The following is a 17,285-nucleotide window of genomic DNA, read 5'->3' as shown; positions in this document are numbered from 1 at the left end:
CGAGACCACCTAGCCATTTTCACCGACGACCAACTAGAGACACGGTTTACGTAGGAGTTGGAGAGTAAATCCGATTGAGCACCGGGATGATCCCTTCATTCTGAATATGGATATTCATCCATGTGCGCTCGATCTTGTTAGTGTCGACACTCTCGATCCAGTGGAACAGGACTGCCCGCCCAAGCTTTGTTTCGCCTGTCTTAATCGGACTATCCAAGTGATCGTTCATCCGCCTTCGAAGGTTGTCCGCCAATCCGACGTACAAGACCTCCTTTGTAAAGGTGGTCAGCACATAGCATCCGGGCTTTTCTGGGATAAAGCGTTCACGGTTGCGTTTGAAGGGCTCGCATCCAGTAGGCAAAGGCACCAAAGCTCCAATTTTCATATTTCAATAGCCGTCTGAGCCGATACCTTGTGAAGTGCCTTAGTCATTTCTTGGCAAACGATATTCAGGGCGCCCGCGTTTAGACGTCCTGCTTGCCCGCCTGTCTTCCACCAATCTGGATGACCTACGCCGGCATAGTCGCCTTCAACATTCTCCAGACAGTCCTTAAGAAGCTTTTCCATCGTGCCAACCGTGTAGCTGCCACGGTCCTGAAGTTTCATAAAGAACGGGATCGAAAATTTGCAGAACAATTCGACCCCGCCATACTTGTAGAGAGTTTCAGAGTCGCCATCGTCCAGGTTGGATTTGATGGCCTTCCAGTAGTTCAGAAAAATCCGCTTCTCCTTATCAAAATCCTTGATGATGCTAATTGGGTTGTTTGCGGTCAGCACGTATTTGACGATGGCCTTAACAAAAGATCTCTGATTGACCTTACCATCCGACGATTCAGAATTGGCCATACGCACTTTGCCAAACCACGGCGAATCCTCCGTATCGTTCAAATAGTCCGCATACTTTATTGCTCTCTCTACCTCGCCTCTTTCGACCGTGCGCAGTATCCAGCTTGGCAGGCTCGGCAAGTCCTCGACGTCGAGCGCATCAGTGAGGCGAGCAATGATTCGCTGCTCCACCGACTTGTCGACGCTTTTCTGCGTCGTGTTTACGATCAGGAAGTGACACATCTGAGCAATGTTCGACAGGTTGGTGGCTATGTTCACCGGCACTTCGAATTCCAGAACTCGGTCATCCTTCTGCGCGGCCATTTTTAGCCCTTCGAGGCGATGCTGGCCGTCTACAACGCTGAATGGTCCTGTTTCCGCAGTATCGAAGCCCAACATGTGGCTCGCTTCATCGAAGTCGATGGACTTGTCCGTCGCCAAGAACACCGACGTCGGCAAGAATGCATCACGGCTTTCCTGGCCCTTTATGATGTAATCAGCAAGTTTCCGGGCACGGGCCAGATTCAGAACGCGCTGATACCCTTTGTCGCTCTCATCCGCCGTATCCAGCTTCTCGACGCTATAGAAGTTATCCGCCACTAGGTCTTTGACTTTCAGTGCTGTGGTGTACAGCAAGAGATCGCCTTGCTTCACGCGAGCGGCCGGAATGTGAATCTTCGCCATGACGTACAAGTCCCCTGCACTCGGGGCTTGCTATGCTTTCTGCCCCCCTCACCCGAAGTTGTAGCACGGTCGGCAGCCGTGAGGCACGCAGTAGTGATCGTTCAGGGCGGGTGCCACGAAGTTCGATTTGTTTAGGGTTTCAACATCACCTGCGGGCCGGATCTGCGAGCCGAGGCGGGGTCGAGGGCTCGAATCCCTTCGCCCGCTCCAATTTCTAAAGGTATCTTGCCCGAACCGGTCGCCGGTTCGCATCCCGGTCCGAACTGGGATGAGGTCTAATGCTTTCGGTTCTCTTCCGATAGATTGCGCGTCCATTTTCGCCGCCGGGATCGCCTAAGCGGCGGGCTCGTCAATGCGTGAGATGATTCAAATGAACACATCGACCGATCAGGGCCTTCTCGTCGTCCGCACCGTGGCCGATCTGCGCCGCGCCGTGGCCGATTTCCGGAAAGCCGGCCGCACGATCGGTCTCGTGCCGACCATGGGCGCGCTGCACGAGGGCCATGTCAGCCTGGTCAAGGGCGCGCTCGATCGGGGCGACGTTCCCGTCACCAGCATCTTCGTCAATCCGACGCAGTTCGGGCCCAAGGAAGATTTCTCCGCCTATCCGCGCGACGAGCAGGGCGACTTCGACAAGCTGCGCGAAGCGGGTTGCCGCATCGCCTACGCGCCGACCAAGGAAGAGATGTATCCCGGCGAGCAGCTCACGACGGTGACGGTCGCGGGCATCACCGACGGCCTCTGTGGTCCGCTGCGGCCCGGCCATTTCCAGGGCGTCGCCACGGTGGTCGCTAAGCTCATGCTGATGGCGATGCCGGATCGCGCCTATTTCGGCGAGAAGGATTACCAGCAGCTCCAAGTCATCAAGCGCATGGTGCGCGACCTCGCGATGCCGTTCGAGATCGTGGGCATGCCGACGGTGCGCGAGAAGGACGGGCTCGCCATGTCGTCGCGCAATCGCTACCTCAGCGCCGAGGAGCGCACCAAGGCACTGGGCATGTACAGGCAGCTCGTGACGGTCGCCGACACGGTGCGCGATGGAAAGAAGTCCTGCTCTGAAGCCACGGCAGCAGCGTCGCAGGCGCTGCGCGACGGCGGCTTCGACATCGTCGAATATTTCACCGTCGTCGATGCCGACAGCCTGAAGCCGCTCGAACATGTCGCGGGCCCGGCCCGCGTCGTCGCCGCCGCCCGTCTCGGCCGCACGCGCCTGATCGATAACTTGGCCGTTTAAGCCGCTTCGAGCAGCAGCACGCTTCCCTGGCCGCCGTCGGCACAGATGCTGACGATGGCGCGCTGGCCCCTTTGCATCGCGGCGAGTTCCTTGGTCGTCTGGCCGATGATGCGGGCGCCGGTGGCACCGAACGGATGGCCCAGCGCGGTGCTGCCGCCATTGGGATTCATCCGCTCGCGCGGGAAGGGGCCGAAGTCGCGCGGGACCTTGGCGCGATCGCGCAGGAAGACCGGATCCTGCAGCGCCTTCAGGTGGAAGGCGACCTGTGCGGCAAAGGCCTCGTGGATTTCCCAGAGATGGATGTCGCCGTAGGTGAGGTCGTGGCGCGCCAGCAGGCGCGGGATGGCGAAGGCCGGCGCCATCAGCAGTCCCTCGACGCGGAAGTCGACGGCGCCGATCTCCCAGTCGACCAGTTTTACGCGCGGCGTATTCGTGGGAAGTCGGTCGAGGCCCTTCTCCGAGGCCACCCACACAGCGGCGGCGCCATCGGTGAGCGGCGAGGAGTTGCCGGCGGTCAGGCTGCCCTTGCCGCTGGTGCGGTCGAACGACGGCTGCAGGCGCGCCAGCTTCTCGAGCGTCGTGTCCTTGCGCGGGATGGTGTCGCGCTTCACGTCGCCGATGGCGATCACCAGATCGTCGAAGAAGCCGCGATCCCAGGCCGCCACGGCATTGCGATGGCTGCTGAGCGCGATCTCGTCCTGCTCGGCGCGCCCGATCTGCCATTCCTTGGCGGTGATCTCCGTGTGCTCGCCCATGCTGAGCCCGGTGGTGCGGTTGCTGATTGCCGGGATGTAGAGCTTGAGGTCGCTGAGGTGCAGGTGGGTCAGATGGTCGATCTTCTGGCCGAGCGAGCGCGCCTGCTGGAATTTGCGCAGCCAGTCGGAGAGGCGCTGGTCGAGGCCGATCTGGATGCGGCTGAGACTGTCGACGCCGCCCACCATCGCGAGGTTGGTGCTGTCGCCGTCGATCATGCCGGCGGCCTCGATCACGCCCATCATGCTGGTCGAACAGGCCATGATGGTGGAGAAGGCGGGCACCGTGGCGTCGATGCCGGCTTCCATCAGCACCTCGCGCGCGATGTTGCTCCAGGTGAGGTTGGGCACGACGGCGCCCCAGACCGCGAAGTCCGGCTTGCCGCCCTTCAACTGGTCGACCATGTGCCGTGCCACCGGCACCGACAGCTCGATCGCGTCGAGCCCGGCCAGCGCGCCATCGACCTTGGAGAAGGGCGTGCGGACGCCGGCCGCCAGCCAGATGTCGGCCGCCCGCCTCATCGTTGGGCCTAGGCGGCCTGTTCGAGCGTCGAGGCGACGTCGCGCGTGGTGACGCGGCGCAGGTCGCGCACCTTGGTCGTGTCGAACGGCCGCGCGCGATGCATGGTGCAGCGATTGTCCCAGATCACGAGGTCGCCCTTCTTCCAGTTGTGCGAATGCACGAAGCGAGGCTGTGTCGCATGCTCGATCAGGTCGAGGATGATCAGGCGCCCGTCGGCCACCGGCAGGCCGAGAATGTGCGAAGCGTGCGCGGCGAGATAGAGCGTCTTGCGATGCGAGCCGGGATGGGTGCGCACGACCCGCTGCGGCACCGGCGGCAGCGAGGCTCGCTCCTCGTCGCTGTACTGCACGACGCCCAGCTGCTCGCGCGAGCGCCAGATCGAATGTTCGGCGACCAGGCCTTCCAGCTCCTTCTTCTTCGTCCCGGGCAGCGCGTCGTAGGCCGCCCGCAGATCGGCGAACTCGGTGTCGCCGCCTTCGTCGGGAATGATGTGCGCGTAAAGCATGGACAGGCCGCCGGGCACGGCGCGGAACGAGGCGTCGGTGTGCCAGAGCCGGTTGGCCAGGCCGTCGAGCCGGCGGCGCGCGTTGGGCTCCAGGACATTGCCGTCGGCGTCGAGGTTGGAAATATCGGCAAGCTCGTTCGACTCCAGGCGGTGCTTGATGTCGCGCTGCCTGAGCCTGATTGCTGAGGATTCAACGGGGCCAAAGTTGCGGGCGAAAGCCACCTGCTGGTCGTCGACCAGTTTCTGGTCGTGGAACACCACGACCGCGTAGCGGTTGATGGCGTTCTCGATCGCCAGACGGTCGGCCGGCTTCAGCGGCTGCGAAATGTCGATGCCGGAAATCTCGGCGACGAATTCAGGGTGAGTTGGCGTAACGGTGATGCTCATAACCGCCTCCCGCGGCTATAGTACGTTTGCAAACATTCTCTCCCAGGAAACGCCATGCCGCAAACGATGAAGCTCGCCCTGCTCGACGATTATCAGAAGGTAGCCATGCGCATGGCCGATTGGGATCGGCTCAGGAAGCGCGGCGTCGAGATCACGGTCTTCCACGAACCCTTCACCTCGATCGATGATGCGGCGCAAAAACTCGCGCCCTTCGACATGCTGGGATTGCTGCGGGAGCGAACCGCTTTCCCGCGGGCGCTGATCGAGAAGCTGCCCAATCTCAAGTTCATGGTGCTGACCGGCGCCCGCGCCGCGAGCCTCGACGACAAGGCTGCGGCCGAGCGCGGCATCCCGATCTCCACCACGCCCGGCGGCACCTCGAACGCGCCGACAGCGGAGCTCGGCTGGGCGCTGCTGATGATGTGCGCCCGCGATCTCGCCAGGGCCGAGCGGCTGGCGCGCCAGGGCAAGTGGCACGACGGCATCGAGCAGATGGTCGTGCTCGAGGGCAAGCGTCTGGGCATCCTCGGTCTCGGCAAGCTCGGCAGCCGTGCGGCTCACTATGCCAAGGCGTTCGGCATGGAGGTCGTGGCCTGGAGCCAGAACCTCACGCCCGAGAAGGCCGAAGCGGGCGGCGCCAAGTACGTCACCAAGGACGAGCTGCTGGCGACATCGGACTTCGTGTCGATCCATCTCGCTCTGTCGGACCGCACGCGCGGCCTGATCGGCGCGGCCGATTTGGCCAAGATGAAGAAGACCGCGATCCTGGTGAACACCTCGCGCGGCCCGATCGTCGACGAAGCAGCACTCATCGAAGCGCTGAAGAACCGCGCGATCCTGCACGCCGGCCTCGACGTCTACGACAAGGAACCGATGTCGGCCGACCATCCCTTCACCAAGCTCGACAACATCACGCTCATTCCCCACCTGGGCTACGTCGTCGAGGAGAGCTACCGCCACTTCTACGAAGGCACGATCAAGGACGTCGAGGCATGGCTCGACGGCAAGCCGATCAACGTCCTCAACCCGGATGCGCTGAAGAAAGCGTAAGGCGGCCGCAATGGAGCGCGCCACTCCAGTGGCGCTCAAGCTTTGTCGTTAGCCAAGGTATGAGCGCAACTGGAGTTGCGCGCTCCAGTGAGCATATCACGTCGTTCGCACACGAACGACGATCAGCCAGACGGCGCCGGCGAGGATCACGCCGGCGGCCAGCCATTCGGGCGTGGTGAGCCTCGCGGGCGTCAGCCAGCCGGCATGCGCCAGCAAGGCTTCGAGCGCGATGGCGAAGAACGGCATCGCGGTGAGGGCGATCAGGTAGGTCTGCACGCCCGAATGGTTGATGGTCCAGAAGCCGAGCCACGTGCCCGGCGCGCGGAACAGCAGGCCGGCCAGGATCGCGTAGAGCCAGAGCTCGAGGCGGCCGAAGGCGTCGCCGCCGCCGGCCCACGGCGAGGCCATCGCGCCGATGAGGCCCGCAAGCGTCCAGACGAGGATCAGCGCCAGCGAGGCGGCGACCAGGATCTCGCCGGTGAAGCGGCTGCGCGCCGCCGCGTCGCTCGCCCGGTTGCGCGGGTGATAGGCGATCATCCACGACGCCGCGACGGCCACGGCCTCGGAGGCGATCAGCCAGGCAACGCCGCGCCAAGCCGTATCGGAGCCCAGCCCGGCGACGAAGGCCACTACGCCGAGGGCCAGCAGCGCGAGGCCCGGCCAGTCGCGCCGCGCGGGCGACTGGCGCGACAGGGCCCAGCCTGTCCCGGCGCCGATCAGCACGCTCACGGTCGAGATGAGCGTGCTCTGCGTGACCGCGAGCCAGACGATGGCGGCGGCGGTGCAGCCGTTGATGATCACGCGCATGAAGGCGTAGCAGACCGTCCACGGCACCAGCAGGTCGGCCCAGCTTCCCGGCGTGCGCCGGCCGACCCACAGCATGGCAAGGCCGGCGCTCAGGAGCTGCACCAGCGTATAGGCCCAGGCATCGAGCTGGGCGCCGCTCACGACATGGCGCGTCAGCAGGAGATAGACCGACCAGAGGAGGGAGTTGCCGAGCGCGATGGCCAGGACGTGACCGCTCATTGCGGATCTCGCAGGCGCTATTTCAGGTACGGAAGCGCAGCAGCAGGTGATTGACGCCGTTCAGCTTGACGTAGAGGTCCTCGAACTGCGTGTAGAAGTCCTCCCACTGCGGCAGGCCGCCCTGGCTGCCGAGCGAGGTATAGATCTCCGCGACCGTCCGCCGGCCGTCGATCTGCGAGATGATGCGCGGCGCCAGCGGCGGCAACTGCGCCCGCCACGGGAAGCCGTCGAGATTGGCGACCAGCGGCGCGCCGGGCTGCAGGCCGGCGGCGAACTTCTGCGCATCCATCTCGCGCAGCACCGGAATGGCCGACGTGTCCTCCGGCCGCGCGACCGTGTCGAAGCCGGCGCGCGTGGCATAGAAGATGTGGGTGCGCAGGTTGCCGGCGAGGCGCTCGGCGAAGGCCGCGCGTTCGAGCAGCGGCAGCGAGCTCATCTGACGGGCGATCATCGGATCGCTCATGTAGGTCGCGGGCTCGTAGCGCACGGGCTCGAGGAAGGCGACGACCCGGAGGCCGGAGGCGGCGGCCATCGCGCCGATCTGCGGCACCGTGAAAGCGCGATCGCAACTGTGCAGCAGCAGGTCGTAGAGACCGGCATCACCGCCCGTCACATGGTCGTTGAGGTAGGGATTGCGGCGGAACAGGTTGGTCGTCGGCAGGAAGCGGATCAGGCGCTTGGCCATCGCCAGCCGGTCCTCGATCGCCATCGACGGCGGCGCCAAGGTCTGCAGCATCTCCTGCAGGGGGTAGACGCCGCTGCGGCCATACTCGCCGTAGAGCATGACGCCCATGCCGCCTTCGTTGTGCAGCACGCTGGCCAGCGCCTGCATGCCGGCCGTCGGATCGGGCAGGTGGTGCAGCACGCCGGTGCAATCGATGTAGTCGAACTGGCCGATGTTCATCGTCGGCAGGTCGAGCAGAGAGCCAGTCAGGAACGTGATGTTGCGCAGGCCACGCGCCTTGGCACGGGCCTCGCAAATCTGCCGCGAGGCCGTCGACAGATCGAGATAGATAACCTCGCCGGGGCAACGGCGATCGACGAGCTGCTGGGCCAGCATGATGCAGGCATCGCCCGTGCCGCCGCCGGCGACCAGCGCGCGGAAGGGACGGATGAAGTTCAGCCGGCCGGAGAAGAGATAGTGATTGATCTCGAGAACATGGCTTGGCGTGCCCGTGATCAGGCGGATCGCCTCGTCGCGCGGGTCTCGGGAAGGATAGGGCAGCGCCTCGTACTGGGCGCGAACGCTGTCCAACGGCGAGGAAACGGTCATCAGGGCCTTGTTTGACGGCGGGCGGGGCGCTACCGGGGGGATGGCAACGCCTGCGAATCATTAGTGCAACAAATCGAAGGGCCATGAAAGGCTATTTCGGCATCGGCATCGAGGGTCCGAGCAAGTCGATGAACGTCGGCACCTTGTTCCGGACCGCCCACGCGTTCGGCGCCTCGTTCGTCTTCACCCTGCGCGCCCAGTACGACGTTCGCGCCGGTGCGCTCGCCGATACATCGGATGCGCCGCAGTCGGTGCCGACCTACCGTTTCGCCGATCTCGACTCCTTCCGCCTGCCGCTGGGCTGCCGGCTGGTCGGCATCGAGATCACCGACGATGCGATCGAGCTGCCGACGTTCCGGCATCCGCGCCAGTGCGCCTATATCCTGGGTTCGGAGCGCGAAGGCCTTTCCCCCGGCGTTCAGGCGGTGTGCGATTACGTCGTGAAAATCCCGACCCGGTTCTCGGTCAATCTCGGCACCGCCGGCGCCCTCGTGATGTACGACCGGCTGATCAGTCTCGGCCGTCATGCGCCGCGGCCGGTCGGCGAGGGCGCACCGACCGAGGCCCTCGAAACGCCGGTGTTCGGCGAGCCGATGTACAAGCGCAAGCAGCGGCTGCGGCAAAAAGCGCAATCAAAACAATAGTTTGGCCGGGCGCAGTTGCGCAGAGAGGGTGCGGCGACTATTTCACGCGCTCCAATGTCCGTTCTGCCCACCGAACCGCTGCAGATTCTGGAGCCCGGCGCGCCCGCGCACGGGCGCAACGACCTGCGCCGCAACCTGATCGGCCTGTCGCGCGACGGGCTGAAGACGGCGCTGGCGGAAGCGGGCCTGGAGCCGTTCCGCGCTGCCCAGATCTGGCAGTGGATCTACTGGCACGGCGTCACCGACTTCGGTCGCATGACCAACATCGCCAAGAAGGCGCGCGACCGGCTGGCCGACCAGTTCGTGATCGACCGGCCCTCGATCGTGACCGAGCAGCGCTCGACAGACGGCACCCGCAAATGGCTGCTGCGCTTCGCCGACGGCAACGAGGCCGAGACGGTCAACATTCCCGAGACGGATCGCGGCTCGGTCTGCGTGTCGAGCCAGGTCGGCTGCACGCTCACCTGCACCTTCTGCCATACTGGCACTCAGCCGCTGGTGCGCAATCTCACACCCGACGAGATCGTCGGCCAGTTCATGGTGGCGCGCGACAGCTACGGCGAGTGGCCGACGCCGACCGCCGATGCGCAGCGCATGCTCAGCAACATCGTCATGATGGGCATGGGCGAGCCGCTCTATAACTTCGACAATGTCGTCACGGCGCTGAAGATCGTTATGGACGACCAGGGCATCGCGCTCAGCCGCCGCCGCATCACGCTCTCGACCTCGGGCGTCGTGCCGATGATCGGCAAGGTGGGCGAGGCGCTCGACGTCAACCTCGCGGTATCGCTGCATGCCGTGAACGACGAGGTGCGCGACACGCTGGTGCCGATCAACAGGAAGTGGCCGATCGCCGAGCTGCTCAAGGCTTGCGCCGACTATCCCGGCGCGCGCAACAGCCGGCGCATCACCTTCGAATACGCGATGCTGAAGGGCGTCAACGACAGCGACGCCGATGCGCGCGAGCTGGTGCGCATCCTGAAGCCGATCCATGCCAAGGTGAACCTGATCCCGTTCAATCCCTGGCCGGGCGCGCCCTACGAGTGCAGCTCGAACAACCGCATCCACCGCTTCGCCGAGATCGTGAACGATGGCGGCCTCAGCGCCCCGGTGCGCACGCCGCGCGGCCGAGACATCTCCGCCGCCTGCGGCCAGCTCAAGAGCGCCAGCCTGCGCCAACGCGGCGTGAAGGTCGCACTGTAAGAGGTCTCTCAATGGAGCGCGCCACTCCAGTGGCGCAATCATGATCATAAGCGCCACTGGAGTGGCGCGCTCCAAGGCTATCAGCGCGTGAAAGCAGTGACCTTAGACAGGAAGGCCAGCTCGCTCGATATCGGTCGCAACCCCGCGTCGCCGAACCATTCGTCGAGACTGCCGCCCGCATACTCCGCGTAATACGGCTCGTGGAAGTAATGCGGGAAGAGGTCGAGCAGGCCGTCCCAGTCGGGGCGGTCGCCCTTCTGCAGTGAGTCGACGACCACGACCAGGCCGTCGGGCTTCACGACGCGCGCCATCTCGGTGATCGCCTTCGCACGGATCTCCTGCGGCAGCTCGTGCAGCAGGAACGAGGAGACGATGAGGTCGAGGCTCGCTTCGTCGAAGGGCAGCGTCTCGGCCGCCGCTTCCTCAAGCTTCACCCGCGCCGTGCGGCCGATCAGGCGGCGCGCTTCCTCGAGATAGGGTTTGCTGAGATCGATGCCGGTCAGCTTCATCCCGGGCCACGCGCCGTGCAGGGCGGCAAGCAGGCGGCCGGTGCCGCAGCCGACATCGAGGCCACGGACGTCGCGCTGGTTGCGGCCCGCGAGCCAGGTCGCGATCGGCGCCAGCGCGCGCCGGCGCATCACGTCGGCGGCGCCGGTGAACAGGACCTCGACCTGGGTGTCGTACAGGGCGGCCGAGTGGTCCGAGAGCCAGCCGTCGCTCTGGAAATGGAAATTCTGCCGGTAATAGTCGGGCAGGCCGTCGGCCTGGGTGCCGGGCGGCAGCTCGTCGTCGAGCGTGCCGTGCCGGCGCGCATCGACCTGCGGCAGGTCGCGGAAATAGAGCAGGCTGCGGCGCAGGAACTCGGCCGGCTCGGGCCCCAGCAGGCGCGGGGCGGGGAACAGGCCGGCGGCGACGTCCCGCCATTCGCGCTCGAACAGTGCACGCATCTCGGCGGTCATCTCGGCCCGGCTGGGCGTCGGCCCGACCGCAAAATCGGGCTTGGGCATGGGCTTCAGGATGCGGCGGCCGGCGGCGTAGTGGCCGGCATACCAGGCGACCCGCGCGGTCTGGCGGGCGGCGTAGGAGAGGCGATCGAGGGGGGAAACCATGTTTCTGCGATTCTCACCCGGATTGTAGCGTCTTTGCGGCGCGCTTGCCCCATCGGGGTCGACCGCTATATTCCGCGCGCGTTTACAGAATCGACAAGAAAGCGGCCAGCATGAGCGTTTCTTATACCGGCGCCTACAAGAAGGGCGACATCAAGAAGGTCGTCCTGGCCTATTCCGGCGGCCTCGACACCTCGGTCATCCTGAAGTGGCTGCAGACGGCCTATGGTTGCGAGGTGGTAACCTTCACCGCCGATCTCGGCCAGGGCGAGGAACTGTCGCCGGCCCGCAAGAAGGCGGAGTTGCTGGGCATCAAGCCCGGGAACATCTTCATCGAGGATGTCCGCGAAGAGTTCGTGAAGGACTTCGTGTTCCCGATGTTCCGCGCCAACGCGCTCTACGAGGGCCAGTACCTGCTGGGCACCTCGATCGCGCGGCCGCTGATCGCCAAGCACCAGATCGACCTCGCGCTGAAGACCGGCGCCGACGCGGTGTGTCACGGCGCGACCGGCAAGGGCAACGACCAGGTCCGCTTCGAGCTCTCCTATTATGCGCTGAAGCCCGACATCAAGGTGATCGCGCCGTGGCGCGAATGGGAACTGACCTCGCGCACCAAGCTGCTCGAGTTCGCCGAGACGCACCAGATCCCGATCGCCAAGGACAAGCGCGGCGAGGCGCCGTTCTCGGTCGACGCCAACCTCCTGCACTCCTCCAGCGAGGGCAAGATCCTCGAAGATCCGTGGGAAGAGGCCGATGAGATGGTCTACCAGCGCACGATCTCGCCCGAGAGTGCGCCGGACAAGGCGACCTATATCGAGATCGAGTTCGAGCGCGGCGACGCCGTCGCCATCGACGGCGTGAAGATGTCGCCCGCGACCCTGCTCACCAAGCTGAACGAGCTGGGCAAGGCCAACGGCATCGGCCGCCTCGATCTGGTCGAGAACCGCTTCGTCGGCATGAAGAGCCGCGGCATCTACGAGACGCCGGGCGGCACGATCCTCTACGCCGCCCATCGCGGCATCGAATCGATCACGCTCGACCGCGGTGCCGGCCACCTCAAGGACGAGGTGATGCCGAAGTATGCCGAGCTGATCTACTACGGCTTCTGGTACTCGCCGGAGCGCGAGATGCTGCAGGCGCTGATCGACAAGAGCCAGGAGAACGTCACCGGCACGGTGCGGCTCAAACTCTACAAGGGCAACACCACGGTGGTCGGCCGCAAGTCGCCGGTCTCGCTCTACTCGATGCAGCACGTGACCTTCGAGGAAGACCAGGGCGCCTATAACCAGCGCGACGCCGAGGGCTTCATCAAGCTGAACGCGCTCAGGCTGCGCCTGCGCGCGCTCGGCCAAGGTGGTCCCAAGAGCTAGTGGCCCAAAGAGCTGATCCTCTGACCTGACGGGAACGGCGCATGCCTTTCGATGACGACGACCAGCGCCGCCTCCCCGGCGGACGCGGCACGGGCGAGCGGGCCATCAACCTGCCGCCCGCCGTGCTGTGGCTGATCGGCATCAACGTCGCCGTCCATCTGCTGCGCCAGCTTCTGGGCGAACAGGCCGATCAGGAGATCATCCTGCAGTTCGGCCTCATCCCGGCCGCCTACACGACCGACAGCGGCCAGGACCTCTTCTCGCTGCTGGTGGCGCCGGTCACCTACCAGTTCCTCCATGGCGGTTGGATGCATCTCGGCATCAACATGCTGACCCTGGCGGCGTTCGGCGCGCCGGTCGAGCGACTGCTGGGCGTACGCCGCTTCGTGCTCTTCTATCTCCTGTGCGGCGTCGTCGCCGGTCTGGTGCACATCCTCGTCTATCCCGATTCGCCCGACCCCGTGGTCGGTGCGTCGGGCGCCATCAGCGGCATCTTCGGCGCCGTGCTGATGCTGATGCGCTATGTCGGCAGCCTGACATCGCTGCTGCCGGTCGCCGGCATCTGGATCGGCCTCAACGTCTTCTTCGGCATCTTCGGCGGCACGCCAGGCGCAGGTGGCGAATCGGTCGCCTGGGTGGCGCATATCGCGGGCTTCCTGTTCGGCCTTGCGAGTATTCGCTTCTTCACACCACGGATGAGTTAAGCCGCTATAGTCGGCCGATGGCCGACAACGCGATCCCCCTCCGTCGCACGCTCGTCGCCAACGCCGTGGCGTTGGCGCCGTCCTGGGGCGCGCTGGCCATCCTCTTCGGCCTCGGCGAACTGTCGGGAAGGACCACGCTGATCGCGATGGCCGGCATTGCCGCCGTCACGACGTTCCTGGTCCAGCGCTATCTCGGCTCGCTGGCGAGTTTCGCGCGTTTCGTGGGCGAACTTTCCGACGAGCGCGAGCCGGTGATGCCGCGGCTCTCCTTCGCGCCGGCGACCGAAGAGCTCGCGAGCGCGGCGGCGACGCTTTCGGTCGGCTGGCGCCGGCATCGGGCGTCGATCGACAACCTGGCGGAGTCGGCACAGGCCATCGTCGATGGCCTGCCCGACGCGCTGATCTCGGTCGACCGGCACCGCCGCATCGTGCGCACCAACCTCGCCGCCGCCCTCCTGCTCGGCAGCACCGGGGGCCCCGAGCGCGATGTTTCGACCGTGTTACGTCAGCCGCAGCTTCTCGCCGCCATCGATGCGCTGCTGGAGGCGGGAGCCGACGGCAACTTCACGCGGCCCGACCACAGCGCCGTCGAGCTGGTGCTGGCGGGACCGCCCGAACTCGACGTCGTGGCGCATCTGCGTCGCCTGCCGCGCGCGGCGGCGGACGGTTCGCTGGCGCTGATCGTGCTGCACGACACGACGGCCCTGCGCCGCGCCGAGCGGATGCGGGCCGATTTCGTCGCCAATGCCAGCCACGAGCTGAAGACGCCGATCGCGGGCCTGGCGGGCTTCATCGAGACCCTGCGCGGCCCCGCCCGCGAGGATACGGCGGCACGCGAGCGCTTCCTCGGCATCATGGCCGAGCAGGCCGACCGCATGCGTCGCCTGGTCGACGACCTCCTGATGCTGTCGCGCATCGAGCAGCACGAACATGCGAGGCCCGCCGCCGCCGTCGACCTCGGTCCCGCGCTGCGCTCCGTGCTCGACCTGCTGCAGCTCAAGGCGTCCGCGCGCAAGGTCAAGATCGAGCTCGACCTGCCGTCCGACCTGCCGAACGCGATCGGCGATCGCGACGAGCTCATCATCGTGTTCCAGAACCTGATCGACAACGCGGTCAAGTATTCGCGGCCGGCCACGGTCGTCCTCGTCGAGGCCCGGCCCACGGGCAAGGATCGCGTGGCGATCGCGGTCAAGGACGAGGGCGACGGGATTCCGGCCGCGCATCTGCCGCGGCTCACCGAACGCTTCTACCGGGTGGACACCGCCCGCTCGCGCCAGCTCGGCGGCACCGGTCTCGGCCTCGCCATCGTGAAGCACATCGTCAACCGCCATCGCGGCCGGCTCGACATCCAGAGCACGCCCGGCAAGGGCTCGACCTTCACGGTGACCCTGCCGGCTTCGGCCGCGGGCTGACGGTTTCGCCTCGGCCGTCGCGAAGCGGCCTGAAAGCCCCCTGTAAGTTTCACGCGCCATAGTGGTGGCATGACTTCGAAAGCCAGCGAACCGAACGGGATCGTCGTGACTCCCCAAATGATCCGGGCAGGCCTCGACGTGGTGAAATCCTGGCCCTCGCTCGCCGACGGCGAGGCCTTGGCCACGGCCTATCGGGCGATGGCGGCCGCGGCCCCGCCGGATGGCTCACCCATGGCTGCCGTCACGCCGACGATGCTGCAGGCGCTGCGGATGCTCGGCCACAAGTAACTTGTTGTAAGCCGGGCGAAACCGGGTCGCCGCAATCCAGCCTCTGTCCAGGCTCCCAATGGGGCCGCTCTTCGAGAGCCATGGAGGATGAGATGACCAGGATGATGTTGCTCAGTTCCGCGATCGTGGCGGTCGCTCTTCTGCCCGTCGCCGCGACCGCCCAGTCCGCCAACGCGGCCTACTGCGCGGCGCTCACGCAGAAGTACGAACGGTACCTCGACATGGGCACGGGACACACCCAGCAGCCGCAAAGCCTGGATACCCGGGCCGCCGTCGAGAAATGCAAGGCGGGCGATGCGAGCGGCATTCCCGTGATCGAGAAGGCGCTCATCAACGCCAAGATCGACCTGCCGCCGCGCGGGTAACTCTTGGCACAAGGGAGGTCCGGCCATGCGTGTGCTCATCGTCGAGGACAGCCGGGAGCTGGCACAGCTGATCGCCAGCGCCCTCAAGCGCGCCGGCATGGATGTCGACATCGTGGGCCTGGCGGACGACGCCAGGCTCGCGGCCGAGGCCGTGCAATACGCCGCCATCGTTCTCGACCTCGGCCTGCCCGACAGCGACGGCATGGCGGTGCTCAGGCAGTTGAAGAAGCGGCACGACCCCACGCCGGTCCTGATCCTGTCCGCGCGAAGTGCCCTCGACGACCGGTTGGCCGGACTGGGCGAAGGCGCGAGCGACTACATGGTCAAGCCCTTCGCCATGGCCGAACTCGTGGCGCGCCTGCGGGCCCTCATGCAGCGGCCACCGCCCGTTCAGCCCCATGTCCTTTCAATGGGCAACGTGTCGCTCGATGCCGACAGTCGCCGGGCCGTCGTCGAGGGCAGGACGCTGGTCGTCCCGGCGCGGGAAGCCGAGTTGCTCGAGGTCTTCCTGAAGCGCGGCGAGCGTGTCCTCGTCCACGAGGTGCTCGACGCAATGGTGTTCGGTGGGGCCCACGACAAGTCGTCCAATGCCGTCGAGGTCTATGTTCATCGTCTGCGCCGCCTGCTTGCCGATGCCGGCTCCAACGTCGAGATCCACACGATCCGCGGCGTCGGCTATCTGATGAAGCCTGTGGTGGCGGCTCGCGCGGCGACAGAAGCGCGGTCCTGTTCGCACGCCTTGCGCTGATTTCGAGCCTCTCCCTTCAGTTGTGATGTCATGTGCATGGCAACTGTCGGGCGTTTGCATAGGGGCTTCTCGGGCGCAGCGTAAGGATTGGTTCAGGGTGCAGCGCTCTAATGACGTCGAGGAGTATCAACGTCATGACGCGTATTCGAAGGTCCGATGCGATGGTGATGGCGAGGCCGCAGCCCGCTCCCGGGCTGCGCATCGGCGATCCCATGCCACGCATCACCCTGCCGCTTTCGTCCGGCCCTCTTTTCGATTCCTGGGATGCCGCCAAGGCGGGTTCCATGCGTGTCTACTGGATGGGTGCGCTGCCCGTCGGCGTGTGCACGGCGACGCTGGTCGCCCGGCTCGCCGCCTGCGAGGCGAGCTTGTATGTCGTCGCATCCCGGCCGGTACACGGCTTCGATCCGGATATCTCCTGTATCGTCGATCGCAACGGTGAATTCGGACGCGCTTTCGGCGCCGTGGCGCCGCTCGCCGTCGTCGTCGATGCCGGCGACCACGTGGCGGCGGTGATGCTGGCGCCGGCGCTCGAAGACGTCGCTGCCTTCGTCGAACGCCTTCATGCCGCGTCGGAGCCGGTGGTGGTGCGGGCCGCCGCGCCGGTGCTGCTGCTCAGTCGCGTCCTCGAAGCCGATCTCTGCCGCCGTCTCATCGAGTATTGGCAGGCCCATGGCAAGGTGGCCAGCATCGTCGCCTCCAGCGTGGGCAACATCGTCGATGCCGATACGAAGCGCCGCCTCGACGTCCATCTCGAGGATCCGGCCCTGTTCATCGACGTGCGGGATGCGCTGGTGCGTCGCGTCGCGCCGGCCATAGAGCAGGCCACGCATGTCGGCACGTCCTTGATCGAGACGCCCTGCATCGGCTGCTACGATGCGGTTGCGGGTGGCTGGTTCCGTCGTCATCGCGACAATACCAGCCGACTGACCGCTCATCGCCAGTTCGCGATCAGCGTCAATCTCAATCCGGACGACGAGTATGACGGCGGCGAGCTGCGCTTCCCCGAGTTCGGCCGGCAGCTCTATCGTCCGGCCGTCGGCTGCGCCGTCGTGTTCTCGTCTGCCCTGTTGCACCAGGTCAATCCGGTGACACGAGGCCGCCGCTTCGGCCTCTTCACCTTCCTTTCGTCGGGCGGGAAGGCTGCCGGCTTCGGTCCGCGGGGTGTCGGTCCGTAGGGATCGCG

Annotated in this window: 18 protein-coding genes; 11 read left to right on the top strand and 7 right to left on the bottom strand. The window is 65.6% G+C overall.

Features of this window, described 5'->3' with window-relative positions; translation table 11 throughout:
* Positions 1-46 precede the first annotated feature (46 nt).
* Both AC1ROX_RS21470 and AC1ROX_RS21465 read right to left on the bottom strand, forming a co-directional pair.
* Entirely contained in the window at positions 47-385 is a 339-nt protein-coding gene (locus AC1ROX_RS21470) for a GIY-YIG nuclease family protein (RefSeq protein WP_493128912.1), read from the bottom strand.
* Entirely contained in the window at positions 382-1,509 is a 1,128-nt protein-coding gene (locus AC1ROX_RS21465; RefSeq protein WP_493128910.1) for a DGQHR domain-containing protein, read from the bottom strand. Before AC1ROX_RS21465 ends, AC1ROX_RS21470 begins: the two co-directional genes overlap by 4 nt.
* A gap of 370 nt (positions 1,510-1,879) precedes the next feature.
* On the opposite strand from AC1ROX_RS21465, the gene panC reads away from it, so the two are divergent.
* Positions 1,880-2,743 (top strand): pantoate--beta-alanine ligase, encoded by an 864-nt coding sequence (gene panC, locus AC1ROX_RS21460; protein WP_493128908.1) that lies wholly within the window; start codon positions 1,880-1,882, stop codon positions 2,741-2,743.
* Here the strand turns inward: panC and AC1ROX_RS21455 are convergent.
* Positions 2,740-4,017, bottom strand: coding sequence for an acetyl-CoA C-acyltransferase (locus AC1ROX_RS21455; RefSeq protein ID WP_493128906.1), 1,278 nt, complete (start codon positions 4,015-4,017; stop codon positions 2,740-2,742). The genes panC and AC1ROX_RS21455 overlap by 4 nt on opposite strands.
* 8 nt (positions 4,018-4,025) lie before the next feature.
* On the bottom strand, positions 4,026-4,910 hold the full coding sequence (locus tag AC1ROX_RS21450) for a TauD/TfdA dioxygenase family protein (RefSeq protein WP_493128904.1): 885 nt from the start codon (positions 4,908-4,910) through the stop codon (positions 4,026-4,028).
* 54 nt (positions 4,911-4,964) lie between these two features.
* Between AC1ROX_RS21450 and AC1ROX_RS21445 the strand changes: the two genes are divergently transcribed.
* Positions 4,965-5,960 (top strand): D-2-hydroxyacid dehydrogenase family protein, encoded by a 996-nt coding sequence (locus AC1ROX_RS21445; RefSeq protein ID WP_493128903.1) that lies wholly within the window; start codon positions 4,965-4,967, stop codon positions 5,958-5,960.
* A 96-nt stretch (positions 5,961-6,056) separates the two neighbouring features.
* On the opposite strand, the gene AC1ROX_RS21440 is transcribed toward AC1ROX_RS21445, so the two are convergent.
* Together AC1ROX_RS21440 and AC1ROX_RS21435 are read right to left on the bottom strand one after the other, a co-directional pair.
* Positions 6,057-6,986 carry a hypothetical protein gene (locus tag AC1ROX_RS21440; RefSeq protein ID WP_493128901.1) on the bottom strand — a complete coding sequence of 310 codons (930 nt, stop codon included), beginning with the start codon at positions 6,984-6,986 and terminating at the stop codon, positions 6,057-6,059.
* Between the two features lie 22 nt (positions 6,987-7,008).
* Positions 7,009-8,259 carry a class I SAM-dependent methyltransferase gene (locus tag AC1ROX_RS21435; RefSeq protein WP_493128899.1) on the bottom strand — a complete coding sequence of 417 codons (1,251 nt, stop codon included), beginning with the start codon at positions 8,257-8,259 and terminating at the stop codon, positions 7,009-7,011.
* Positions 8,260-8,342: 83 nt separating this feature from the next.
* Here AC1ROX_RS21435 and AC1ROX_RS21430 point away from each other — a divergent pair, with 83 nt between their 5' ends.
* Positions 8,343-8,903 carry an RNA methyltransferase gene (locus AC1ROX_RS21430; RefSeq protein ID WP_493128897.1) on the top strand — a complete coding sequence of 187 codons (561 nt, stop codon included), beginning with the start codon at positions 8,343-8,345 and terminating at the stop codon, positions 8,901-8,903.
* A gap of 54 nt (positions 8,904-8,957) precedes the next feature.
* A complete protein-coding gene (gene rlmN, locus AC1ROX_RS21425) occupies positions 8,958-10,106 on the top strand; it encodes a dual-specificity RNA methyltransferase RlmN (RefSeq protein WP_493128895.1) in 1,149 nt (382 codons plus the stop codon).
* 80 nt (positions 10,107-10,186) lie between these two features.
* On the opposite strand, the gene AC1ROX_RS21420 is transcribed toward rlmN, so the two are convergent.
* Positions 10,187-11,215 (bottom strand): class I SAM-dependent methyltransferase, encoded by a 1,029-nt coding sequence (locus AC1ROX_RS21420; RefSeq protein ID WP_493128893.1) that lies wholly within the window; start codon positions 11,213-11,215, stop codon positions 10,187-10,189.
* 110 nt (positions 11,216-11,325) lie between these two features.
* Here AC1ROX_RS21420 and AC1ROX_RS21415 point away from each other — a divergent pair, with 110 nt between their 5' ends.
* From AC1ROX_RS21415 to AC1ROX_RS21385, 7 genes are all read left to right on the top strand, one after another.
* The gene (locus AC1ROX_RS21415) at positions 11,326-12,582 is read left to right on the top strand and encodes an argininosuccinate synthase (protein WP_493128891.1); all 1,257 of its coding nucleotides are present in this window, start codon (positions 11,326-11,328) and stop codon (positions 12,580-12,582) included.
* A gap of 41 nt (positions 12,583-12,623) precedes the next feature.
* The gene (locus tag AC1ROX_RS21410) at positions 12,624-13,286 is read left to right on the top strand and encodes a rhomboid family intramembrane serine protease (RefSeq protein ID WP_493128889.1); all 663 of its coding nucleotides are present in this window, start codon (positions 12,624-12,626) and stop codon (positions 13,284-13,286) included.
* Positions 13,287-13,303: 17 nt separating this feature from the next.
* Positions 13,304-14,698: an ATP-binding protein gene (locus AC1ROX_RS21405; protein ID WP_493128887.1), complete on the top strand. Its 1,395-nt coding sequence runs from the start codon at positions 13,304-13,306 to the stop codon at positions 14,696-14,698.
* 69 nt (positions 14,699-14,767) lie between these two features.
* Positions 14,768-14,986: a hypothetical protein gene (locus AC1ROX_RS21400; protein ID WP_493128885.1), complete on the top strand. Its 219-nt coding sequence runs from the start codon at positions 14,768-14,770 to the stop codon at positions 14,984-14,986.
* A 92-nt stretch (positions 14,987-15,078) separates the two neighbouring features.
* Complete coding sequence (locus AC1ROX_RS21395) at positions 15,079-15,351, top strand: hypothetical protein (protein ID WP_493128883.1); 273 nt, start codon at positions 15,079-15,081, stop codon at positions 15,349-15,351.
* Positions 15,352-15,376: 25 nt separating this feature from the next.
* Positions 15,377-16,099: a response regulator transcription factor gene (locus AC1ROX_RS21390; RefSeq protein ID WP_493128881.1), complete on the top strand. Its 723-nt coding sequence runs from the start codon at positions 15,377-15,379 to the stop codon at positions 16,097-16,099.
* Positions 16,100-16,233: 134 nt separating this feature from the next.
* Positions 16,234-17,277 carry a 2OG-Fe(II) oxygenase family protein gene (locus tag AC1ROX_RS21385; protein ID WP_493128879.1) on the top strand — a complete coding sequence of 348 codons (1,044 nt, stop codon included), beginning with the start codon at positions 16,234-16,236 and terminating at the stop codon, positions 17,275-17,277.
* The last annotated feature ends 8 nt before the right edge of the window (positions 17,278-17,285 follow it).

The organism is Reyranella sp. GW821-FHT14A01 (assembly GCF_058803965.1).
The sequence above is the reverse complement of the archived record's forward strand: the minus strand, read 5'-3'. Positions and strand labels throughout refer to the sequence as shown.

What these genes read in the sequence shown, in the direction of transcription:
- AC1ROX_RS21400 (WP_493128885.1), top strand. Translation starts at nt 14,768, where the DNA reads ATGACTTCGAAAGCCAGCGAACCGAACGGGATCGTCGTGACTCCCCAA.
- AC1ROX_RS21410 (WP_493128889.1), top strand. Translation starts at nt 12,624, where the DNA reads ATGCCTTTCGATGACGACGACCAGCGCCGCCTCCCCGGCGGACGCGGC.
- AC1ROX_RS21395 (WP_493128883.1), top strand. Translation starts at nt 15,079, where the DNA reads ATGACCAGGATGATGTTGCTCAGTTCCGCGATCGTGGCGGTCGCTCTT.
- AC1ROX_RS21415 (WP_493128891.1), top strand. Translation starts at nt 11,326, where the DNA reads ATGAGCGTTTCTTATACCGGCGCCTACAAGAAGGGCGACATCAAGAAG.
- AC1ROX_RS21450 (WP_493128904.1), bottom strand. Translation starts at nt 4,910, where the DNA reads ATGAGCATCACCGTTACGCCAACTCACCCTGAATTCGTCGCCGAGATT.
- AC1ROX_RS21470 (WP_493128912.1), bottom strand. Translation starts at nt 385, where the DNA reads ATGAAAATTGGAGCTTTGGTGCCTTTGCCTACTGGATGCGAGCCCTTC.
- AC1ROX_RS21465 (WP_493128910.1), bottom strand. Translation starts at nt 1,509, where the DNA reads ATGGCGAAGATTCACATTCCGGCCGCTCGCGTGAAGCAAGGCGATCTC.
- AC1ROX_RS21440 (WP_493128901.1), bottom strand. Translation starts at nt 6,986, where the DNA reads ATGAGCGGTCACGTCCTGGCCATCGCGCTCGGCAACTCCCTCCTCTGG.
- AC1ROX_RS21455 (WP_493128906.1), bottom strand. Translation starts at nt 4,017, where the DNA reads ATGAGGCGGGCGGCCGACATCTGGCTGGCGGCCGGCGTCCGCACGCCC.
- rlmN (WP_493128895.1), top strand. Translation starts at nt 8,958, where the DNA reads ATGTCCGTTCTGCCCACCGAACCGCTGCAGATTCTGGAGCCCGGCGCG.
- AC1ROX_RS21430 (WP_493128897.1), top strand. Translation starts at nt 8,343, where the DNA reads ATGAAAGGCTATTTCGGCATCGGCATCGAGGGTCCGAGCAAGTCGATG.
- AC1ROX_RS21435 (WP_493128899.1), bottom strand. Translation starts at nt 8,259, where the DNA reads ATGACCGTTTCCTCGCCGTTGGACAGCGTTCGCGCCCAGTACGAGGCG.
- panC (WP_493128908.1), top strand. Translation starts at nt 1,880, where the DNA reads ATGAACACATCGACCGATCAGGGCCTTCTCGTCGTCCGCACCGTGGCC.
- AC1ROX_RS21385 (WP_493128879.1), top strand. Translation starts at nt 16,234, where the DNA reads ATGACGCGTATTCGAAGGTCCGATGCGATGGTGATGGCGAGGCCGCAG.
- AC1ROX_RS21445 (WP_493128903.1), top strand. Translation starts at nt 4,965, where the DNA reads ATGCCGCAAACGATGAAGCTCGCCCTGCTCGACGATTATCAGAAGGTA.
- AC1ROX_RS21390 (WP_493128881.1), top strand. Translation starts at nt 15,377, where the DNA reads ATGCGTGTGCTCATCGTCGAGGACAGCCGGGAGCTGGCACAGCTGATC.
- AC1ROX_RS21405 (WP_493128887.1), top strand. Translation starts at nt 13,304, where the DNA reads ATGGCCGACAACGCGATCCCCCTCCGTCGCACGCTCGTCGCCAACGCC.
- AC1ROX_RS21420 (WP_493128893.1), bottom strand. Translation starts at nt 11,215, where the DNA reads ATGGTTTCCCCCCTCGATCGCCTCTCCTACGCCGCCCGCCAGACCGCG.